General features: G+C 69.7%; 19 protein-coding genes. 6 read left to right on the top strand and 13 right to left on the bottom strand.

Annotation, left to right across the window (positions count from 1 at the left end; all coding sequences use genetic code 11):
* Positions 1-255: 255 nt before the first annotated feature.
* Both Q0D75_RS08865 and Q0D75_RS08860 read right to left on the bottom strand, forming a co-directional pair.
* Complete coding sequence (locus tag Q0D75_RS08865; RefSeq protein ID WP_291051972.1) at positions 256-567, bottom strand: hypothetical protein; 312 nt, start codon at positions 565-567, stop codon at positions 256-258.
* A gap of 16 nt (positions 568-583) precedes the next feature.
* Positions 584-1,060 carry a GNAT family N-acetyltransferase gene (locus tag Q0D75_RS08860; RefSeq protein ID WP_291051969.1) on the bottom strand — a complete coding sequence of 159 codons (477 nt, stop codon included), beginning with the start codon at positions 1,058-1,060 and terminating at the stop codon, positions 584-586.
* A 92-nt stretch (positions 1,061-1,152) separates the two neighbouring features.
* Between Q0D75_RS08860 and Q0D75_RS08855 the strand changes: the two genes are divergently transcribed.
* Positions 1,153-1,491, top strand: a complete 339-nt coding sequence (locus Q0D75_RS08855; RefSeq protein ID WP_291051967.1) for a cupin domain-containing protein — start codon at positions 1,153-1,155, stop codon at positions 1,489-1,491.
* 1 nt (position 1,492) lies between these two features.
* A complete protein-coding gene (locus Q0D75_RS08850; protein WP_291051964.1) occupies positions 1,493-1,783 on the top strand; it encodes a hypothetical protein in 291 nt (96 codons plus the stop codon).
* Between the two features lie 40 nt (positions 1,784-1,823).
* Here Q0D75_RS08850 and ald read toward each other — a convergent pair whose 3' ends face one another.
* On the bottom strand, positions 1,824-2,954 hold the full coding sequence (gene ald, locus Q0D75_RS08845; protein ID WP_291051961.1) for an alanine dehydrogenase: 1,131 nt from the start codon (positions 2,952-2,954) through the stop codon (positions 1,824-1,826).
* A 138-nt stretch (positions 2,955-3,092) separates the two neighbouring features.
* Between ald and Q0D75_RS08840 the strand changes: the two genes are divergently transcribed.
* Positions 3,093-3,581 (top strand): Lrp/AsnC family transcriptional regulator, encoded by a 489-nt coding sequence (locus Q0D75_RS08840; protein ID WP_291051959.1) that lies wholly within the window; start codon positions 3,093-3,095, stop codon positions 3,579-3,581.
* Between the two features lie 16 nt (positions 3,582-3,597).
* Here the strand turns inward: Q0D75_RS08840 and Q0D75_RS08835 are convergent, their stop codons facing one another.
* Together Q0D75_RS08835 and Q0D75_RS08830 are read right to left on the bottom strand one after the other, a co-directional pair.
* Entirely contained in the window at positions 3,598-4,095 is a 498-nt protein-coding gene (locus Q0D75_RS08835) for a nucleoside deaminase (protein WP_291051957.1), read from the bottom strand.
* 44 nt (positions 4,096-4,139) lie between these two features.
* Complete coding sequence (locus tag Q0D75_RS08830) at positions 4,140-5,360, bottom strand: cation:proton antiporter (RefSeq protein ID WP_291051955.1); 1,221 nt, start codon at positions 5,358-5,360, stop codon at positions 4,140-4,142.
* A 54-nt stretch (positions 5,361-5,414) separates the two neighbouring features.
* Here Q0D75_RS08830 and Q0D75_RS08825 point away from each other — a divergent pair, with 54 nt between their 5' ends.
* Entirely contained in the window at positions 5,415-5,672 is a 258-nt protein-coding gene (locus Q0D75_RS08825; protein ID WP_291051953.1) for a DUF4190 domain-containing protein, read from the top strand.
* A gap of 30 nt (positions 5,673-5,702) precedes the next feature.
* On the opposite strand, the gene Q0D75_RS08820 is transcribed toward Q0D75_RS08825, so the two are convergent.
* From Q0D75_RS08820 to Q0D75_RS08785, 8 genes are all read right to left on the bottom strand, one after another.
* Positions 5,703-7,259 (bottom strand): helix-turn-helix transcriptional regulator, encoded by a 1,557-nt coding sequence (locus tag Q0D75_RS08820; protein ID WP_291051950.1) that lies wholly within the window; start codon positions 7,257-7,259, stop codon positions 5,703-5,705.
* A 64-nt stretch (positions 7,260-7,323) separates the two neighbouring features.
* Complete coding sequence (locus Q0D75_RS08815; RefSeq protein WP_291051947.1) at positions 7,324-8,457, bottom strand: bifunctional 2-methylcitrate synthase/citrate synthase; 1,134 nt, start codon at positions 8,455-8,457, stop codon at positions 7,324-7,326.
* 12 nt (positions 8,458-8,469) lie between these two features.
* Positions 8,470-9,375 carry a methylisocitrate lyase gene (prpB, locus tag Q0D75_RS08810; protein WP_291051945.1) on the bottom strand — a complete coding sequence of 302 codons (906 nt, stop codon included), beginning with the start codon at positions 9,373-9,375 and terminating at the stop codon, positions 8,470-8,472.
* Entirely contained in the window at positions 9,375-10,883 is a 1,509-nt protein-coding gene (locus tag Q0D75_RS08805) for an MmgE/PrpD family protein (protein ID WP_291051941.1), read from the bottom strand. The genes prpB and Q0D75_RS08805 overlap by 1 nt, the downstream gene beginning before the upstream one ends.
* Complete coding sequence (locus Q0D75_RS08800; RefSeq protein WP_291051938.1) at positions 10,880-11,620, bottom strand: GntR family transcriptional regulator; 741 nt, start codon at positions 11,618-11,620, stop codon at positions 10,880-10,882. The genes Q0D75_RS08805 and Q0D75_RS08800 overlap by 4 nt, the downstream gene beginning before the upstream one ends.
* 96 nt (positions 11,621-11,716) lie before the next feature.
* Positions 11,717-13,276 carry a sugar ABC transporter ATP-binding protein gene (locus Q0D75_RS08795; RefSeq protein ID WP_291051935.1) on the bottom strand — a complete coding sequence of 520 codons (1,560 nt, stop codon included), beginning with the start codon at positions 13,274-13,276 and terminating at the stop codon, positions 11,717-11,719.
* Positions 13,273-14,313, bottom strand: coding sequence for an ABC transporter permease (locus tag Q0D75_RS08790; RefSeq protein ID WP_291051933.1), 1,041 nt, complete (start codon positions 14,311-14,313; stop codon positions 13,273-13,275). The genes Q0D75_RS08795 and Q0D75_RS08790 overlap by 4 nt, the downstream gene beginning before the upstream one ends.
* Positions 14,314-14,388: 75 nt before the next feature.
* Positions 14,389-15,522, bottom strand: a complete 1,134-nt coding sequence (locus Q0D75_RS08785) for a sugar ABC transporter substrate-binding protein (protein WP_291051931.1) — start codon at positions 15,520-15,522, stop codon at positions 14,389-14,391.
* 271 nt (positions 15,523-15,793) lie between these two features.
* Here Q0D75_RS08785 and Q0D75_RS08780 point away from each other — a divergent pair, with 271 nt between their 5' ends.
* A complete protein-coding gene (locus Q0D75_RS08780) occupies positions 15,794-17,917 on the top strand; it encodes a hydantoinase/oxoprolinase family protein (protein WP_291051929.1) in 2,124 nt (707 codons plus the stop codon).
* Positions 17,914-19,722, top strand: a complete 1,809-nt coding sequence (locus Q0D75_RS08775) for a hydantoinase B/oxoprolinase family protein (protein ID WP_291051926.1) — start codon at positions 17,914-17,916, stop codon at positions 19,720-19,722. Before Q0D75_RS08780 ends, Q0D75_RS08775 begins: the two co-directional genes overlap by 4 nt.
* Positions 19,723-19,767 lie beyond the last annotated feature (45 nt).

The following is a 19,767-nucleotide window of genomic DNA, read 5'->3' as shown; positions in this document are numbered from 1 at the left end:
TTCGCCTCATCACGGACAACGTTGCTGAGGAGGTGGCTGTGGAACTACCCCTCACGTTGACTGCGTAGCCAAGCTCATTCTCGAAGAATGTTCGTTACACCACTCCACGGGACTTGACCCCCCGCACCGCCCACTGGGTTGAGGCTAGCGACTTGCCATGGGACTTGCATCCCTATTCCGCATCGCCCACGCGGCTCCGCGAGGTCGAGCGCCAGAAAAGCGGATGCCGCGCGGGTGCTGCGGGCGCGCATCGGCTCAGCGAGAAGAGAACTCTCCGGCGACGATGGCGTCGGCGTACTTTCGCACATCGGGACCCGGTTCGTAGTCGATGAACCGGTCCTTGAGCTTCGAATTCAGCTCGGCGTACACCTCGTCCGAGTCGGCGACGGCACCGGCGTCCTGATGGGAGCGGGCAGTCGACAGCACGGCCTCGCGGAGCACGCCGTCCGCATCATCGAGGATCTTGGCGCGCGCCTCGTCGTTCCATGTGATGGCGGATGCCTGGGTGCTGGGTGTCGTGTCATCGGTCCTGCTCAACCCAACCGCACCCACGCTCGGGCCGCTCACCCTTGACAGGCGGGCCTCAGAGGTCTCGTTCGTAGAACACGAGCGCGTCGCGACGACCCACCTCGGCGAGACCGCACTTCACGAGCACGCGCTGCGACGCCCGGTTGTGTCGATCGGTGTCGGCCGCCGCGAGCGTCGCACCGTGATTCCGCGCGTGTTCGAGGGCGAGCGCCACCGCCTCGGTCGCCAGGCCTTCGCCCCGGGCATCCGGCACCAGGCCGTATCCGAACTCGACCCGCCCGCGCTCATCGGGCGGCCCGAAGAAGCCGAAGCCGCCGACCGCCTGATGGTCGGCGAGCCGCCGGATCAGGTACATCGTGAAGTCCGGATCCGGGTTCGCCCGCTCGGCGAGCGACCGGAGCGGATCGAGCTCGTCGGCGAACGGGTACTCGGGATGCCAGTCGTCGCCCGGATGCTCGTCTCGCGCCACGATGCGGCGAGCGAGTTCCGGCGAGATCGGCTCGAGGGCGACCCGCGCGCTCCGAAGACTCATCCCCCGATCCTCGCAGACCTCGAAGCATCCGTCGGCCCCGCAGACCGGCGGCGCTATCCTGGGCCTGTGATCATCGACGACAGGATCCCAGCATGACCGAACCGGTCGTGAGAGTCACACTGCTCGAGCAACAGATCGACGAGCCCGCCGCCGCGGTGCAGCTGCGCCGGATCACCTTGCAGCCCAGCGTCGCCGGCGGCCCCCACCATCACAGCGGGCCCGTGTTCGGAACCATCGAGGCCGGCTCGGTCGTCTTCCAGATCGATGGGGGCCCCGAGTCGATCCTGCGCGCGGGCGACGTGTTCTACGAGCCCGCGAACGTGCTGATCGACCGCTTCGACGCCACGGCCGAGGGGGTCACGTTCTTCGGATGCTTCCTGTCCGAACCCGGGCAGGCCCCGCTGCTGACACCCGGACCGCCGACCCGCTGACATGACTCTTCGACTCTGCGTGCTGCTCTGGGCATCCGAGGGGCAGGAACGGGCCCTCACCGAGTACGAGACCCGCGTGCTGGCGCTCGTGCCGAAGCACGGCGGCGAGGTCGTCAGCCGGGTTCGCCGCCTGGACGACGGCGACGGCCCGCTCGAGGTGCAGGTCATCCACCTCCCCGGCGAGTCCGCCCTGCGCGCCTACCTGGACGACCCCGAACGTCTCGCCCTCGCCGACGTGCACCGCCGAGCCGTGGCGAAGACCGAACTCTTCACGGTGGACACCCTCGTCTGAGGCGACGGTCGGGACAGGGAGGCTGCGACCACCCCGATGGTCAAGCGCTGAGCGGCACCGGTGACGTGAGCTCGGCGAGGGGCGTGAAGCCGAAGTGGGGGAAGGCCTCCGCGGTGCCGGCGTGGGTGAGGCGGCCGTCGACCGTGGAGACCGCCGGGGCCAGCGCGGTGTTGCGGGCGACCGCTTCGCGCCAGCCCAGGTTCGCCAGCTGCACCACGTAGGGCAGCGTGGCGTTCGTGAGGGCCGAGGTCGAGGTCGACGAGACGGATCCGGGCATGTTCGCGACGCAGTAGAAGGTCGAGCCCTCGACCGTGTAGGTCGGGTCGTCGTGGGTGGTGGGACGCGAGTCCTCGAAGCATCCGCCCTGGTCGATGGCGATGTCCACGAGCACCGAGCCTGGCTTCATCCGCCCCACCAGCTCGTGGGAGACGAGCTTCGGCGCCTTGGCGCCCGGCACCAGCACGGCGCCGATCACGAGGTCGGCCTCGAGCACGGCCTTCTCCACCTCGAAGGCGTTCGAGACCACCGTCTTCACCCGGCCGGCGAACACCTCGTCGAGGTGACGCAGCCGCGGGATGCTGAGGTCGAGCACCGTCACGTCGGCACCGGCCGCCACGGCCTGCTGCACCGCGTTGGTGCCGGCCATCCCGCCGCCGAGCACGGCGACCTGCGCGGGACGCACCCCGGGCACACCGCCGAGCAGCACACCCCGGCCGCCCTGCGACCCCATCAGGTGGTAGCTGCCCACCATCACCGAGAGACGGCCGGCGACCTCGCTCATGGGAGCCAGCAGCGGCAGCGATCCGTCGGCCAGCTGCACGGTCTCGTACGCAATGGAGGTGGCCTTCGACTCCAGCAGCGCCGCCACGAGCGGCTCGGCGGCCGCGAGGTGCAGGTAGGTGAAGATCAGCTGGCCTTCGCGCATCCGCTCGTACTCGGGCGCGATGGGCTCCTTGACCTTGACGATCATCTCGGCGGCCCACACCTCGTCGAGGCCCACGATGCTCGCACCGGCCGCGGCGTAGTCGGCATCGGTGATCGCGGCGCCCGTGCCGGCGTCCTGCTGGATGAGCACGGTGTGACCATGACGCACGAGCTCGAACACACCCGAGGGCGTGAGGGCGACACGGAACTCGTTGTTCTTGATCTCTTTCGGAACTCCGATGATCACGGATTCTCTCCTTCAGGTATTCGGCGGCGTTGCGTCGATTATCGAAGCGATTCCTTGTCTTGTCATCTGATCCGAATATAATTCGGCAGGTGGGACACATCCCGACCAGGGATTCGGAAGGGCGCTGCTATGGATGCCATGCGTGAAATCGACGAAATCGACGAACGAATCGTCTGGGAGCTGTGCCGCGAAGGGCGCCTGCCGAACAAGGAACTCGCCGAGCGCGTCGGCCTCGCCCCCTCGACCTGCCTCATGCGGGTGCGCGCTCTGCAGCAGAACGGCGTGTTGCGCGCCTTTCACGCCCAGCCCGACTGGGCCTCCCTCGGGCTCCCGATCGAGGCGATCGTGGCCGTGCGGCTCAAAGCCCAGGCCCGCGCCGAGATCAAGACCTACGCCCAGCGGGTGATCACCCTGCCGAACGTGCTCAACGTGTTCTTCCTGGGCGGCGGCGACGACTTCCTGATCCATGTCGCCTGCACCTCGACCGGGCAGTTGCGCGACTTCGTGGCGAGTGAGCTGAGCATGGACAACTCGGTCGCCTCCACCCAGACGAACATCGTCTTCGACCACCTGATCGGCGTCGACAACATGCAGCCGGGCGGCTCGTGGAGCGCGCTGCGGGAGTGAACCGCGCCGAACGCGTTCAGTCCCAGAAGCCCCGGTGCACCTCGGCGGCCTCGGGCAACGCCACCGGCCCGACGACCTCGACCGGGCGGCCACCGCGCGCGAACACCTCGCGGCTCGGCAGCGCCAGCGTCGGCACACCCGACTGCTCGCTCACCATCGCGCCCAGCTCGGCCTCCGACAGCGCGAACACCACGCGCGGGATGCCCGCCCAGTAGATCGCACCCGTGCACATCGCGCAGGGCTCGGTGCTCGTGTAGAGCACGCTCCCGGCCAGCTCCGCCAGCTCGAGTCGCTGCCCCGAGTCGCGCACGAGGTTCGTCTCGGCGTGCCCGATCGGGTCGTGGCCGGTGTTGACCGTGTTCTTCGCCTCGATCACCGTTCCGTCGGCGGCCACCAGCAGGGCCCCGAACGGATGGTCGCCCCGAGCCCGCGCCTCCCCCGCGAGCTCCACGGCCCGCACCAGGTGCGCGCGATCGACGTCGGACAGATCGGCAGGGTCGAGCGCAGCAGCCATGGATCCACTGTGGCACATCGGCAGACGCCTCCCGGATCGCGCGCTCAGCCCTCGACGGGCACGTGCACGTCGGCGTCGGGGAGGTTCGGGCGGCCACCGAGCGAGCGGCGGCGCTGCACGAGGGCGATCAGCGGGAACAGGAGCACCGAGAGCATGCCGGCGCCCACGAGGGCGGACGCCGTTCCGGCCTGCAGGATGCCCTCGTCGAGCCCGATCGAGGTGACCGCCACGATGATCGGCAGACCCGTGGCGCTGAACAGGGCGATCGCCGCCCGGTCGCGCCCGGTGGCGCCCTTCGGCGCGGCGAGCAGGCCCGGCAGCCCGCGCACCACGAGGAACAGCACCAGGAACACCGGCAGCAGCAGCAGGGCGTTCGGCTCGGTCAGCAGCGAGTTCAGGTCGAAGGTCACACCGGTGTAGATGAAGAACACCGGCACCAGAAAACCGAAGGCCACCGCCTCGAGCTTCGACTCGATGAACTCCATGTCGGGCTTCTTCGCCCCCGACAGCAGAACCCGGTACAGGATGCCGGCGGCGAAGGCCCCGAGCAGCATGTCCAGCCCCAGCGCGACGCTGAGAACCACCAGTGCCGCGACGATCAGCAGCACGAGCCGCACCGCGAACTGACCGCTGGTGTGCAGTGTGGCCGTGACGATGGCGTGCAGGCGCGCGTTCGGGCCGCGCGAGGCGAGCCAGATGCCCGCACCGGCGATGACGGCGAAGCCGACGAGCACCGCCGCCGCCAGCAGCGGCGAGCGGCCGCTGAGGAAGAGCGAGACCGCCACGAGCGGACCGAACTCGCCCGCCGCCCCGATGGCCGTCACCGCGAGGCCGAACGGGGTCGAGAGCTCGCCCGCATCCCTCAGCATCGGCATGATCGTGCCGAGCGCCGTGGAGGTGAGCGCGATGCCGATGAAGACGCCGGCCTCGAAGCTGGGGGCCAGCAGCAGGCCGATCGCGAGCCCGCCGGCGAGCGAGATCAGCCAGCCCAGGCCGGCGCGCTTCAGGGGGCGGCCCTTGATGGCCGCGAAGTCGATCTCGTTGCCGGCCATGAAGAACAGCATCGCCAGACCGAACTCCGACAGCGCGGCCGTGAAGTCGCTCTCGGGGATCCAGCCCAGCAGGCTCGGGCCGAGCAGCAGGCCGAGCAGGATCTCGAACACCACCAGCGGCACCTTCGCCACCCGGCCGACGAGTGCGGCGACCATCGGAGCCAGCACCGCCAGCAGAGGCACGAGAACCACCGCGATCGTCGTGGTCTCCACAGCGTCTCCCCAAGATGCTAAAGTGACATTCCCTCACATATGAAAGAGAGAACCATGAGCACTCCGGCCTACCCCGGCTCGTCCCTTGCAAAGTACAACACACTTTCGATCGTCGCGATCATCGGTGCCTTCGTGGTGCCGCTGATCGGTGCCGTACTCGGTTTCGTCGCGCTCGGTCAGATCAAGAAGAGCAACGAACGAGGCCGCAACCTGGCTCTGGCTGCGATCGCCGTGGGCATCGTGATCAGCGTGATCTACGTGATCGTCGCCATTTCCAGCGCACTGCTGGCGGCCAGCATGAGCGGGTACTGAGCAGCACTCAGCGGTCGCCGGGCGGGGCGCTCAGGCCACCCCGTCCGGCGCCCAGAGCTCCGGATGCGCGAGGCCGAGGCGCACCGCCTCGTCGCGGCTGGTCACCTCGATCTTGCGAAAGAGCGAGCGCATCTGCGTCTTGATGGTGTTGCGGGAGACGTGCTCGAGCTCGGCGATGCGGTCGATCGAGTTGCCCTCCACGAGGTGCCGCAGCACGACGCTCTCGCGGTGGGTCAGCGCCGCCCGGGCTCGCCGGGGAAAGCTGTGCCGGTTGGCGCGCTCGCGCAACGCGCTCAGCGGTGCGGGCACCGCCACCCCGGCGGCGGCGGTCAGGGCCGCGAGCTCGGAGTCGTCGAGGCGGGTGAGCACCGTGTAGAGGCGGTGCTGCTGCACGAGCCGCAGCGCGGTCGAGAAGGCGTTCCCGGCGGTCTCGGGCTGCTCGAGCTGCAGCAGAGCCGCCGCGGTCACTGCCCACAACTCGGCGCTGGCGCGGATGCTCTCCGACCCCGCGAGGTTCGCCACGGCGATGGCCAGCGCTTTCGCCGGTTCGCCCGACCGCAACCAGGCCCAGGCCGACACCACGGCCGCCGACTCCGCCGCCAGCTCGGCGGGCGAATCGGGGAGCCCCTGCACGGCGGCCCGGCTGCCGCGGGCGTCGCCCACGGCCAGCAACAGCGTCGCCTCGGTGCAGCGCAGCAGCCACTGGTTCAGCCCGCTCTGCGAGAGCGAAGGCAGGTGCGAACGCTGGGCGGCGCGCAGTCGCACCAGCTGGGCACGCGGATCGCCGAACTTCACGGCGTAGCGCGATTCGACGTACTGGCGCATCACCCAATGCTCGGGCGAGACGTCATCGTCGGGGAGGCGATCCAGAGCCTCCCGAGCGGCATCCAGGTCCAGCTCGTCGAGCGCGACCACCGCCCGGGCCAGGCCTGCCGCGATCCGGCCGGCATCCCGGCCCTCGTAGTCGATCTCCGGCACGCGGGTCAGCCACCGCTCGGCCTCGTCGCGATCGCCGAGGAGCGCGTGCAGGAAAGCCGCGGAGCCGGCCGCCACGGCCGCGATCCGCAGGTCGTCGAACACGAGCGCCTCGTCGTAGCTGCGCTCGAAGCCGTGCACCGCATCGGTCAGGTACCCGCCGAGTTCGAGCGTGATGGCCCACTGCATCCGCAATTCGGCGAGCGCCGGCCGGATCGCGACCAGGGACTCGCGGGGCACATCGGCGATGGTGGCGTGCGCCTCGCGCACCGTCTCGACGGCACGCTCGAAGGCGCCGACGAAGCGGTCGGAGCACGAACGGCTGGTCAGGGCGGCCAGCACGTCGAGCAACCCGGTGGGCTGAGACGCCGTGTGCTGGTACCGCACCGGCCTCACCGTCCGCGAGTCGGGGATGAAATTGAGGTAGTCCTTGGCCGCGATCCACCGGGCGTTCGCCTCGAGCACCTCCGCCGGCATGGCATTCAGTGTCTCCCGCAGAACATCCCTCGAACCCTGCATGAAGCTCGACCAGTTCGCATCGAGCAGCCCGATGACGGCCGGCCAGTCCCCGATGGTGCGAGCCCCCCGGAGCCGCTCGTCAAGAGTTGACACGAATCGATCCTAACGGCGTCTTCCGCACCCCGGTCGCTGGTGCGGAAGCCCGTCACCCCGGCCGTCATCCCTCGAGGTGGCGCTCGTCGGGACCGTTGTACGCCGAGAGGGGGCGGATGAGGGCGTTCGAGGCGAGCTGCTCACGGATGTGCGCGGTCCAGCCCGTGATGCGGGAGGCCACGAACAGCGGCGTGAACATCTCGACGTCGTAGCCGATCAGGTGGTACGCGGGTCCGGAGGGGTAGTCGAGGTTCGGCTGGATGGCCTTGCGCGACTGCATCGCGTCGTTCAGCGCATCGTAGAGATCGAGCAGATCCTGCCGGTCGTACTCGGCCACGAGGGTGTCGAGCGCGGCCTTCATGGTGGGCACCCGCGAGTCGCCGTTCTTGTAGACCCGGTGCCCGAAGCCCATGATCTTCTTCTTGTTCGCCAGGGCGTCTTCGAGCCAGGCCTCGGCGGCATCCGCGGTGCCGATCTCGGCGAAGACGTGCATCACGGCCTCGTTGGCTCCGCCGTGCAGCGGGCCCTTGAGCGCGCCGATGCCCGCGACGACCGCCGAGTAGAGGTCGGAGAGCGTCGAGGTCACCACCCGGGCCGTGAAGGTCGAGGCGTTGAAGGAGTGCTCGGCGTACAGGATCATCGACACGTCAAAGGCCTTCACCACGACATCGGAGGGCACCTCGCCGAACGTCATGTTCAAGAAGTTGGCCGAATAGCCGAGCGAGGCATCCGGTTCCACGATCTCCTGGCCGCGCCGGCGGCGCTGGTCGTAGGAGACGATGGCCGGCAGCTTCGCGAGCAGCGTGATCGACTTCGACAGGGTGCCCGCCGGGCTCGCGTCGGCCCAGTCCGGGTCGAGCGCGCCGATCACCGAGACGGCGGTGCGCACGACGTCCATCGGATGCGCCGTCAGCGGCAACTCGTCGATCACCCGCTTCACGGCCGGGTCGAGGGCACGCTGCGAGCGCTCCAGCTGCTCGAAGGCGGCGAGCTCGGCGTCGCTAGGCAGCTCGCCGGTCCAGAGCAGGTACGCGACCTGTTCGAAGCTGCACGACGCCGCCAGCTCCTGCACCGGATAGCCCCGGTAGAGCAGCGAGTTCGTCTCGGGATTGACCTTCGAGACGGCGGTGTAGTCGACGACCACACCGGCCAGGCCTTTGCGGATCTCCGGCTGTTCGGGTGTTACGGCTTCAGGCATTTCTGTCACTCCTCAGCGAGCGGTCGGGACGTCGAAATTGAACACGGAGGTGTCGAAGGCGTTGTACGCCTCGTAGTCGAGCAATTCGTACAGTCGCGCTCGCGTCTGCATCGTGGGCACCTCGCTCTTCAGCGAGCCCTCGGCCGCGAGCGCGTCGAGCCCGCGCTCGGCGGCGCCCATCGCGATGCGCAGCAGGGAGACCGGGTAGATCACCAGGTTCATGCCCACGTCGGCGAGCTGCTGGTTCGTGAAGAGCTCGCTCTTGCCGAACTCGGTCATGTTGGCCAGCAGCGGAACATCCGTCGCCGCGCGGATGGTCTCGAACTCCGTAAGCGAGGCCATCGCCTCGGGGAAGACGGCATCCGCCCCCGCATCGACCAGCTGCTTGACGCGATCGACCGCCGCCCCGAGCCCCTCGGCCCCGCGGATGTCGGTGCGCGCCATGATCAGCAGGTTGGGGTCGCGCCGGGCGTCGACGGCGGCCCGGATGCGCTTCACCGCGGTATCGGCATCCACCACCGCTTTGCCGTCGAGGTGGCCGCAGCGTTTGGGGTTCACCTGGTCTTCGATGTGCAGGCCGCTCACCCCGGCGTCTTCGAGCGTCTGCACGGTGCGGGCCACGTTCATCGGCTCACCGAAACCGGTGTCGGCGTCGATCAGCGTCGGCAGGTTCGTCATCCGCGCGATCTGGCCGCCACGGGTCGCGACCTCGGTGAGGGTGGTGAGGCCGATGTCGGGGAAGCCGAGGTCGGCGGCGATCACGGCGCCGGAGATGTAGACGCCCTCGAAGCCCTTCTCCTCGATCAGGCGGGCGGAGAGCGGGTTGAAGGCGCCGGGCATCCGGAGCAACCGGCCCGAGGAGAGCGCGGCGCGGAAGGCGGCCCGCTTCTCGGCGGCGGGAACGGTGGAGTACAGCATCAGAAGAGTCCCTTCGGGGTGGGCAGTGCTTCGAGCAGTCCGGGGCGGGCGACCACGTTCAGGCCGCGCACCTCGTCGGCCGTGAGCTCCGGCAGGCGCTGCACGAGGGCGAGGAAGCGCTCGATCTCGGCCTCATCGATCACCCCGGCGGCCAGGGTGCGGAACTTGTGGATGTAGTCGGCACGGGCGAACGGCCGGGCGCCGAGCGGATGCGCATCCGCCACCGCGATCTCGTCGGTGATGGTGGAGCCGTCGTGCAGGATGATCTCCACACGGCCGCCGAACGCCTTCTCGGCGGGGTCGTTGGAGTGGTACCGGCGCGTCCACTCGGCGTCTTCGAGGGTGCGCACCTTGTTCCACAGCTCGACCGTGTCGGCGCGGCCGGCCCGCTCGGGGCTGTACGACTCGACGTGGTTCCAGGCGCCGTCTTGCAGCGCCACCGTGAAGATGTACGGGATGGAGTGGTCGAGCGTCTCGCGCGAGGCAGTGGGGTCGTATTTCTGCGGGTCGTTCGCACCCGATCCGATCACATAGTGCGTGTGGTGCGACGTGTGGATGGTGACGCTGCCCACGTTCGCCGGGTCGGCGAGTTCCGGATGCTCGTGGTGGAGCTTTCGGGCCAGGTCGATCCAGGCCTGCGCCTGGTACTCGGCCGAGTGCTCCTTCGTGTAGGTGTCGAGGATGCCGCGCTTGGCCTCACCCGGCGCCGGCAGGAACACCTGGTAGTGGGCATCCTTGCCGTCGAGCAGCCAGGCGATCACGCCGTCTTCGCCCTCGTAGATGGGGGTCGGCGACGTCTGGCCGCGCATCGCCCGGTCGACGGCCTCGACGGCCATCTTGCCGGCGAAGGCCGGGGCGTGCGCCTTCCAGGTGGAGATCTCGCCCTTGCGCGACTGGCGGGTGGCGGTGGTGGTGTGCAGCGCCTGGCCGACGGCCTGGAAGATGGTCTCGGTCGGCAGCCCGAGCAGCGTGCCGATGCCGGCGGCCGCCGACGGGCCGAGGTGCGCCACGTGGTCGATCTTGTGCTTGTGCAGGCTGATCGACTTCACCAGGTCGACCTGGATCTCGTAGCCGGTGGCGATGCCGCGCACGAGGGCGGCCCCGTCGGCGCCGGTGTGCTGGGCCACGGCGAGGATCGGCGGGATGTTGTCGCCCGGGTGCGAGTACTCGGCCGCCAGGAAGGTGTCGTGGTAGTCGAGCTCGCGCACGGCCACGCCGTTGGCCCAGGCCGCCCACTCGGGGCTGTAGCCGCCGGTGACGCCGAAGACGGATGCGCCCGGGGCGTAGGGGTGGTCCAGCGCCTGCGAGCGGGCGGCGATGCCGGGGCCACGGGTGATGCTGGCGACCGCGACGCTCGCGTTGTCGATGACGCGGTTGATCACCATCTCGGTCACCTCAGGGGTGACGGCGACCGGGTCGGCGGCGACCTGGGCGATCTTCCAGGCCAGCTGGTCTTCACGGGGCAGATTCTCTTCGCTCTTGTACACGCGAACGTCGTGCAGGGTCATTGCGCTGATGCGTCCTTCTCTTGGGGTCGGTTCTCAGGGTCAGGTCGGTTCTCAGGGTCAGGTCGGTTCTCAGTGGTCAGGTTCTCAGTGGTCAGGATGAGCGACCCGAGGGTCGACTGCAGGCTGCGGTACAGGTGTACCCGGGTGGCGTCGGCGGCGAGTCCCGCATCGCCGTCGAGGATCGCGTCCACGATCACCAGGTGCTCCCGGGCGGCCTCGAGCAAGCGGGCCGGGTTGTCCCGCGAGAGGCGGCGGATGCGCGCGAGGTGCGTGCGAACGGCACTCAGCGCCTGCACCAGGAAGGGGTTCTGCACGGCCTCGTCGACGGCGTCGTCGAAGCGGGCGACCAGCTCGTAGTAGGAGTGGTGGGCGGGGTCGGCATCGGCATCCGCGAGCAAAGCGGGCACCTCGCGCAGCTCGTTCTGCAACGCCAGGAAGGGCGCCGGATCGCGGCGTACCGCGGCCAGCGAGGCGGCCTGCGCCTCCAGCGCTTGGCGCAGCTCGAAGAGCTCGCCCACGTTCTCGGCCGAGATCGGCGAGACCACGAGTCCGCGGCCGCCGAGCGGCTCGGCGAGGCCGTCGGCCACGAGGCGGGCGAGTGCCTCCCGCACCGGCGTGCGCGAGATGCCGAGGCGGCCGGAGAGTTCGACCTCGGCCAGCACTGTACCCGGAGACAACTCCCACGAGATGATCTCCGACCGCAGCGCCGCATACGCGGTGTCGCTCGCGCGGGCCACTACGCCCTATCCGCTTCTGTATACATTGAGGCCAGACTATGCCTGATTCAGGCAGGGGACAACCCTGACTCACAATTAATGCATACAGTACGGGAATCAGGGCATCGGCAATGAACTCGCCGCGAGCAGGGCCTGCTCGGTGAGAGCAGCTCGTGGGATGTCGGCCAGCACGGTGCCGTCACCGATCACCAGCACCCTGTGGCACACCTCGACGAGCTGCTCGTGGTCGCCCGACACGATGAGCACGGCGGCGCCCTCGGTGGCGTGCTGCACCACCTGCTCGAGCAGCTCCTTGGCGGCGCCGGCATCCACTCCCTGCGTGGGCTCGTGCAGCACGAGCACCCCCGGCCGCAGCTGCAACCACTTGGCGAAGACCACCTTCTGCTGGTTGCCGCCGCTGAAGCTCGACATCGGGCGCTCCGGCTCGAGCGGGTTCAGCCCGGAGCGCTCGAGGGCGGCCCGGGCGGTGCGTCGCTCGGCCCCGCCGCGGATGCCGAGCCGCCCGGAGAGCGAGCGGATGACCGGAAGCGTCACGTTCTCCTGTGCCGACGCGGCCACCCAGCAGCCATCCCGCAGCCGGTTGCCCGGCACCACGGCGATGCCGCTCCGGATGGCATCGGCCGGGTCCCGGAACACGACAGGAGCGCCGTCCACCTCGACGGCGCCCGCGAGCACGCGGTGGGCCCCCGCCAGCATCTGCGGCAGTTCGTCCTGCCCCATGCCGGCCAGGCCCGTGACGCCCACGATCTCGCGCGATCTCACCGTGAGCGTCAGGTCGCGCAGCACCTCGCCGCGCACGCCCTCCAGCCTCAGCCGCACCTCGCGCGCATCGTCGTCGGGCGGCGACGGGAAGAACTCCTCGAGCTCGCGGCCGAGCATGGCTGCGATGATCGCGTGACGGTCGACGGATGCCACCTCCGCCGTCAGCACGGTCGCACCGTCGCGCAGCACCGTGAGCCGGTCGCAGGCGGCCATCACCTCGTTCAGGCGGTGGCTGATGAACACCACTGCGGCTCCCGTGCGCGCGACCGTGCGCATGAGCTCGAGCAGGCGGACGGAGTCCTCGCGGCCGAGCGCCGCGGTGGGTTCGTCGAGGATGAACACGTGCCGGCCGGCCGAGGCCTCGTCCAGGCTCAGCCGGTCCATCGCGCGCAGGATGCCGACCATGGCCCGCTCCGCCGGCGCCAGCTCCGAGACGAGGGCGTCCAGCGGCACGGCGAATCCGATCCGATCCATCAGCCGGCCGAAACGGGCCCGCTGGCGGGACGTCTGCACCGGCGCGAGCAACCGCGTTCCGTAGCCGCCGGTGGCTCCGAGATTCTCCAGCACCGTCATCGAGTCGGCGAGCCCGATGTCTTGGTGCACCACGGCGATGCCCGACCCGGCGGGATCAGAGACCGGCAGAGCCAGCGGCTCACCGAAGAACTCGGCTCGCCCCTCGTCGGGTGCGTGGACTCCCGTGAGGATCTTCACCAAGGTGCTCTTGCCACAGCCGTTCTGGCCGAGCAGGGCGTGCACCTCACCCGGCCGCACCGCGAGGTCGACGCCACGAAGGGCGCGAACGCCGCCGAACGACTTGACCATCCCTTCGACCCGGAGCGCATCCGGTGCGCGCACGGCCGCGGGCTCGACCCGGACGGTGCCGGGCGCGCTCATCGCAGCGCCTTCTTGCGGCCGGCCAGCTTCGAGGCCGCCACCGCGATCATCAGGGCGAGCCCGTAGAACACGTTGGTCACCCAGGTCTGGGCGCCGAGCACCTGCAGTCCGGTGATGCCCACGATCAGCAGATACAGGGCCACCACGGTGCCGAGCGAGTTGAACCGCCCGATCACGATGGCCGTGGTGCCGAGGAAGGCGGCGGCCAGTGGTTGAAGCATGTACTGGCCGCCGGTGCCCGGATCCACGGCTCCGAAGTAGCCGAGGAAGATCAGCCCCACGAGCGAGGAGAGGATGCCCGAGGCGAGGTACGCGCCGAAGCGCACCGCCTGCACGCGGATGCCGGCGAGACGCGCCGCATCCGGATTACCGCCCACGAAGAGCATGTAGCGGCCGAGCGGGGTGCGCTGATAGACGAACCAGAGCAGCAGGGCGAGGATCCAGGCGTACCAGGTGACCAGCGGGATGCCGAGCACCTCGGAGCGCACCGCGTTGACGAGCTCGTCGGGCACCCCGGCCACGATCGAGGAGTCGGTCACCAGGTAGGCGAATCCCGCCAGCGCGGAGTACGAGCCGAGGGTCGTGACGAAGGAGTCGACGCCGATCTTCACCACGAGGAAGCCGTTGAGGGCCCCCACCGCGGCTCCCAGCAGGACGGCGAGCGGAACCGCAGCGGCCAGCGGCACCCCGGATTTCACCAGCACGATGGTCAGGGCGGCGCTGCCCACCATCGTCTGCGAGATGGAGAGGTCGAAGCCGCCGGTCCGCAGCACGATCGTGGCCACCAGCGCGAGCAGGAGGATGATCGACTGCGAGTTGATCATGCTGGCGATCAGCCGCCAGGAGCGGAACTCCGGGATGAACACCAGGCAGAGCACGAGGATGATCGCCAGGATTCCCAGCAGCGCGAATCGCTGCGGTCCGCCGGAGCCGAACAGGCTCCGGCCGCTCGGGATGAGCCCCTCGGCCGAGAGGCGGGTGCCCGCGCGCCGGTCCGGGGCGCCGGACGGGGTCGGGGTGTCGGACTTCAGGGTCATGCGCGCTCTCCTTGGGTGACGGGCGAGGGGTGGCGCCCCGGCCGGCGGCGGACGGCCACCGGCCGGAGCATCCGGTTACTTCGACCAGGCCGAGGTGAAGGCGGTCTGGTAGTCGGCGTAGTTGGGCGACACGTCGCCCACCGAGCCGTCGCCGACGTTGTCGGAGGTCACGAGCCGGGTGGGGATGACGTAGCCGGGGTCGGCGGCGCCGGTGATGGCCCGGCCCACCTCGTCGAACGCGGCCCAGCCGATCCAGCCGGGCGGGGGCATGGCCACGGTTCCCTGCTGGTCCTTGCCGGAGGCGATCAGCTCGAGGCTGGCCGAGATGCCGTCGTGCGCGAGCACCTTGGCGGTGCCGCCCGACGCGGCGATGGCGGGCGAGATGAAAGGCATCGCGCTGTCCCAGACGGGCAGCACGTAGTTCACGTCCGGGTCGACCTGCAGCGCGGTCTGCAGCTGACTGGTCGTGTCGGTCGCGATCTTGGCGGGGTCGATGTCGAGCACCTTCACGGAGCTGTCCGATCCCGAGTCGGTGATGGCGGCCTCGATGCCCTTGGCGGCGAGGTCCCACACGTGCACGGGGCTGGACTGCACCACCACGACGTCGGCGGCGCAACCGGAGTCGTAGAGCGCCCACTTGCCCATCAGCTCGCCGTCGGCGGTGTAGTCGGCGGTGAGGTTGCCGAAGGTGCCGGCGGCCACGGGCTCGTCGGGGTCACCGTTGAGGGTGCTGAGCACCTTGATGCCTGCCGCTTCGGCGGCCGCGAGGTCCTCCTTCACCACGGCGGGCTGAACGGCCATCAGGATGATGCCGTCGGCGCCTTGCGCGATGGCCTGGTTGATGCCCTCGCTGTAGCGGCTGGTGGAGTTCTGGCCGTCGAAGACGGTGACGTCCACGCCGGCGGCCTTCCCGGCCTCCTCGACGCCCGTGGACATCTCGGTCGAGAACTGGTTCTGGCTGTTGGTGATGTACCAGATCTTCTTGCCGGCGAGACCGGCGAGATCCAGGGGCGCCTCGGGGGCGACCAGCGCGCTGGGCTCCATGGCCGCTTCGACGTCGGGCGTGACGGCGGAGACGCAGTCGGCGTTCGCGGCATCGACCGGGGCCGAGGCGGCTGTGCCGCCATCGGACGACACGGCGGGGGTGCAGCCGGTCAGGGCGAACGCGAGCACCCCCAATCCGACGAGGGTCGCTGTGGTCTTTCTCATGATTCCTCCTGCTGTTCGGGCTTGTGATCCGGGCTTGTGATCCATGGAGCTGATGGCCTCGAAACGTAGCCGAGCGCGGCGCCCGGATGAGGGCGGGAAACATGCTGTTCACCCGCGTCGGGCGATAACGGCCGGAAATCATCCCTTCGGCAGAGGAGGATCTCGACCTTTCGGCTATCCGATCGGTCGATGTGCCCGCCTGGCGCCGATCCGCACACTGGGGGTTCGCCCATCCCGCAGGAAATCACACCCGCACGAAATCGGAGAACAGATGGCTTTCAGGATCTCGGTCGACACCGGTGGAACCTTCACCGACGTCGTCATCACGGACGCCGACGGCGGCATCCACATCGGCAAAGCGCTCACCACGTACCAGCGCGCCTTCGACGGCGTCTCGACGGCGGTCGAGCAGGTGGCCTCCCGGCTCGGCCTGAGCGTGCGCGAGCTGCTGGCCGACACCTCCCACTTCGCCTACGGCACCACCCGCTCCACCAATGCGATCGTGGAGAAGAAGACCGCGGTGACCGCGCTCTTCACCACCGCCGGCTTCCCCGACACCTTGCTGCTGCGCGAGGGCGGCCGGCTCGGCGGCGCGTTCTCGCCGCGCGAGTTCGAGCCGCCGTACGTGCCCCGCTACCTCACCTTCGAGATCGGCGAGCGGATCGACTCCGACGGCACCGTTCACCAGGAGCTCGACGAGTCCACCGTGATCAGCGCCATCCGGGAGTGCCGGCGCCACGGCGTCGAAGCGATCGGTGTGAGCCTGCTCTGGTCGACCGTGAACGCGGCGCACGAGCTGGCCGTCGACCGGATGCTCGCCGAGCACATGCCGGAGGTGCCGCGCACCCTCAGCCACCGGCTGAACCCGGTGCTGCGCGAGTACCGCCGCACCTCGTCCACCGTCATCGACGCCTCGCTGAAGCCGCTGATGCAGAGCTTCCTGGCGCAGCTCTCCGACGACCTCGTGGCCGCCGGCTTCACCGGCAGACTGCTGATCTCCACCAGCTACGGCGGCTCCTGGCCGGTGGGCCGGATGGCCGACCGGCCGATCTACAGCGTCGGCTCCGGCCCCTCGATGGCGCCGATCGCCGCCCTGCATGCCGGCCGCACCACGCTCGCCGAAGAGCGCCCGAATGTGCTGGTGTGCGACACCGGCGGCACGACCTTCGACGTGGGCCTGATCAGCGACGGCACCATCCACTTCAGCGCCGACACCTGGCTGGGCCAGAAGTGGACGGGCCACATCACCGGCACGAAGTCGGTGGACGTGCGCTCCATCGGCGCCGGCGGCGGCTCGATCATCAGTGTCGACTCCTCGGGGCTCGTGCGAGTCGGCCCCGAGAGCGCAGGCGCCGACCCCGGCCCGGCCTGCTACGGCCGCGGCGGCATCCGCCCCACGGTCACCGATGCCGCGCTCGTGCTGGGCTACTTCGATCCGATCGGCTTCATCGGCGGCACCCTCAGCCTCGACGTCGACGCCGCACGGGCCGCCCTGCAGCCGATCGCCGACCGCCTGGGCACGAGCGTGGAGCACGCCGCCCGCGGTGCCCTCGTGATCGCCAGCCAGAACATCGTCTCGGCGGTGCGCGAGATGACCATCTCACAGGGCGTCGACCCGCGCGATCTCTCGATCATCGCCGGCGGCGGCGCCAGCGGCGTCAACATCGTGCAGATCGCCCGCGAACTCGGCGTCGGAACCGTCGTGCTGCCCAAGACGGCGGGTGCCCTGTCGGCAGCCGGCGCCCTCAACGCCGATCTCATCTCCGACTTCACGGCGAGCGCCTTCACCACCACTCGCTCCTTCGACGCCGAGGCGGCGGCCGGTGCTCTCGCCTCGCTCGCCGAGCAGGCGCAGCAGTTCGTCGACGAGATCGACTCGCTCGCCCCCGTCGCCGTGCACACCCAGCTCTCGGTCGACGCCCGCTACCCGGGCCAGGTCTGGGAGCTCGAGACCCCGGTCACACTGAAGGACGACGGATCGGTCGATCTCGAAGCCCTCGAGGCCGCCTTCCACGCCCACCACCTCCGGGTGTTCCAGGTGAACGACCCGAGCCAGCACGTGGAGTGCCTGATCTGGAAGCGGCGGGTCACCGCCGAGCTCGACAAGCCCGCCCAGCGGGTGGCTCCGGCCGCGACCGGCGATCCCGAGCCCGTGCGCGTGCGCCCGGTGCTGTTCGCCTTCGCGGATGCCCCGGAGACACCGGTGTACGACGGGGCCGCACTCGGCGCCGGCAGCACCATCCACGGGCCGGCGATCATCCTCGAGGCGACCACCACCCTGGTCGTCGACCCGGGTGCGACGGTCGTCGTCGCCCCCACCTCCGACTACATCATCACCACCGGTTCGAACGACTCCCTCGGAGCGTTCGCGGCCCGCGAAGGAGCACTGGCATGACCGCCGTCACCGAGTCCGTCCCGGCGAGCGCCTCGCCCGGCAAGACCGATCCCATCCTGCTCGCCGTCATCTCCAACCGTCTCGACTCGATCGTGCGCGAGATGGAGAACACCCTGCTGCGCACCGGTCGCAGCGGTGTGCTCAACATGGCTCGTGATTTCTCCTGCGCCATCACCACAGGAGACAACGAGCTGCTCTCCTCCGCCGAGGGACTGCCCTGCCACATCTTCGGGGCGCACCTGATGACCGCGGCGATGACCGAACTGCAGCCCGACCTCGCCGAGGGCGACGCGTTCCTGCACAACGACCCCTACCGGGGCAACTCGCATGCGGCCGACCACACCATCCTCATCCCGGTGTTCTTCGAGGGCGAGCACCTCTTCACCACCCTGGCGAAGGCGCACCAGGCCGACATCGGCAACTCCGAGCCCTCGACCTACATGCCGTTCGCGAAGGACGTCTACCAGGAGGGCGCCCTGATCTTCCCCTGCGTGCGCGTGCAGAAGGACTACAGCGACGTCGACGACATCATCCGGATGTGCCGCGCCCGGATCCGCGTGCCCGAACAGTGGTACGGCGACTACCTGGCGATGGTGGGAGCCGCCCGCGTCGCCGAAGCCCGCCTGAAAGAACTCGGTGAGCGGTACGGACGCGCGACGCTGAAGGCCTTCATCCGCGACTGGATGGACTACTCCGAAGACCGGATGGCGCAGGCCATCGCGAAGCTGCCGGGTGGCAGCACGGTCGGCACCGGCCGGCACGACCCGATCCCGGGCGTGCTGCCGAACGGCATCGAGATCACGGTCAAGCTCGATGTCGACACCCAGGAGCGGCGCATCACCGTCGACCTGCGCGACAACATCGACTGCATCCCGGCCGGCGTGAACGAGTCCGAGGCCTGCACGGTCAGCAATGTGATGGCGGGCATCTTCAACTCGCTCGAGACCGGCATCCCGGCCAACTCCGGCTCGTTCCGGCGGATCGAACTGCTGCTGCGCGAGAACTGCATCGTGGGCAAGCCCCGGTTCCCGCATTCCACCTCGGTGGCCACCACGAACGTGGGCGACCGGCTCACCGTCACCACGCAGAAGGCGGTGGCGGATGCCTGGGCCGGCTTCGGTGCCGCCGAGGGCGCCACGGGACTCGGCCCCGGCTTCTCGGTGGTGTCGGGTGTGGACCGCCGCACCGGTGGCGAGCCCTACGTGAACCAGGTGTTCCTCGGCTCGCAGGGCGGGCCGGCGCATCCGGACATCGACGGCTGGGTCACCTACGGCCTCGCCGTGGCCGCCGGGCTGATGTTCCGCGACAGCATCGAGCTCTCGGAGCTGAAGTATCCGTTCCGGGTGGAGGAGCTGCGCATCCGAACCGACTCCGAGGGCGCCGGCCGCCGCCGGGGCGCGCCGGGCGCCACAGTGGCCTTCGGTCCCAAATGGGACCCGATGGAGGCCGCCTACGTCACCGACTGCGTCTCGTTCCCCCCGCGCGGCACGCAGGGCGGAGGTTCGGCCGCCCGCAACGTGGCGTTCGCCCGCGATACCGCGGATGCGGAGCGCGAGATCGTCCCGCTCGGAGCGATCACCCTGCAGCCCGGCGAGCGGATCGGCCAACACTCCACGGGCGGTGGCGGGTACGGGCACCCGTTCGAGCGCGAGCCCGAGCGCGTGCTGCAGGACGTGCGACTCGGATTCGTCTCGATCGAGCGGGCCCGTGACGTCTACGGCGTCGCCCTCGACGGCGACCGGCCCTCGGCCGCGCTCGCCGTGGACGCCGACGGCACCGCGGCGTTGCGCTCGGCCTCCCGGTAGCGGGGCACCGGTGGTCACCGGCCGCCTGCGGGGGCGGGCGTGGGA

This window comes from Herbiconiux sp. (assembly GCF_023264855.1).
Taxonomy (GTDB): Bacteria; Actinomycetota; Actinomycetes; order Actinomycetales; family Microbacteriaceae; genus Herbiconiux.
This window is presented reverse-complemented; position numbering and strand designations above follow the sequence as displayed.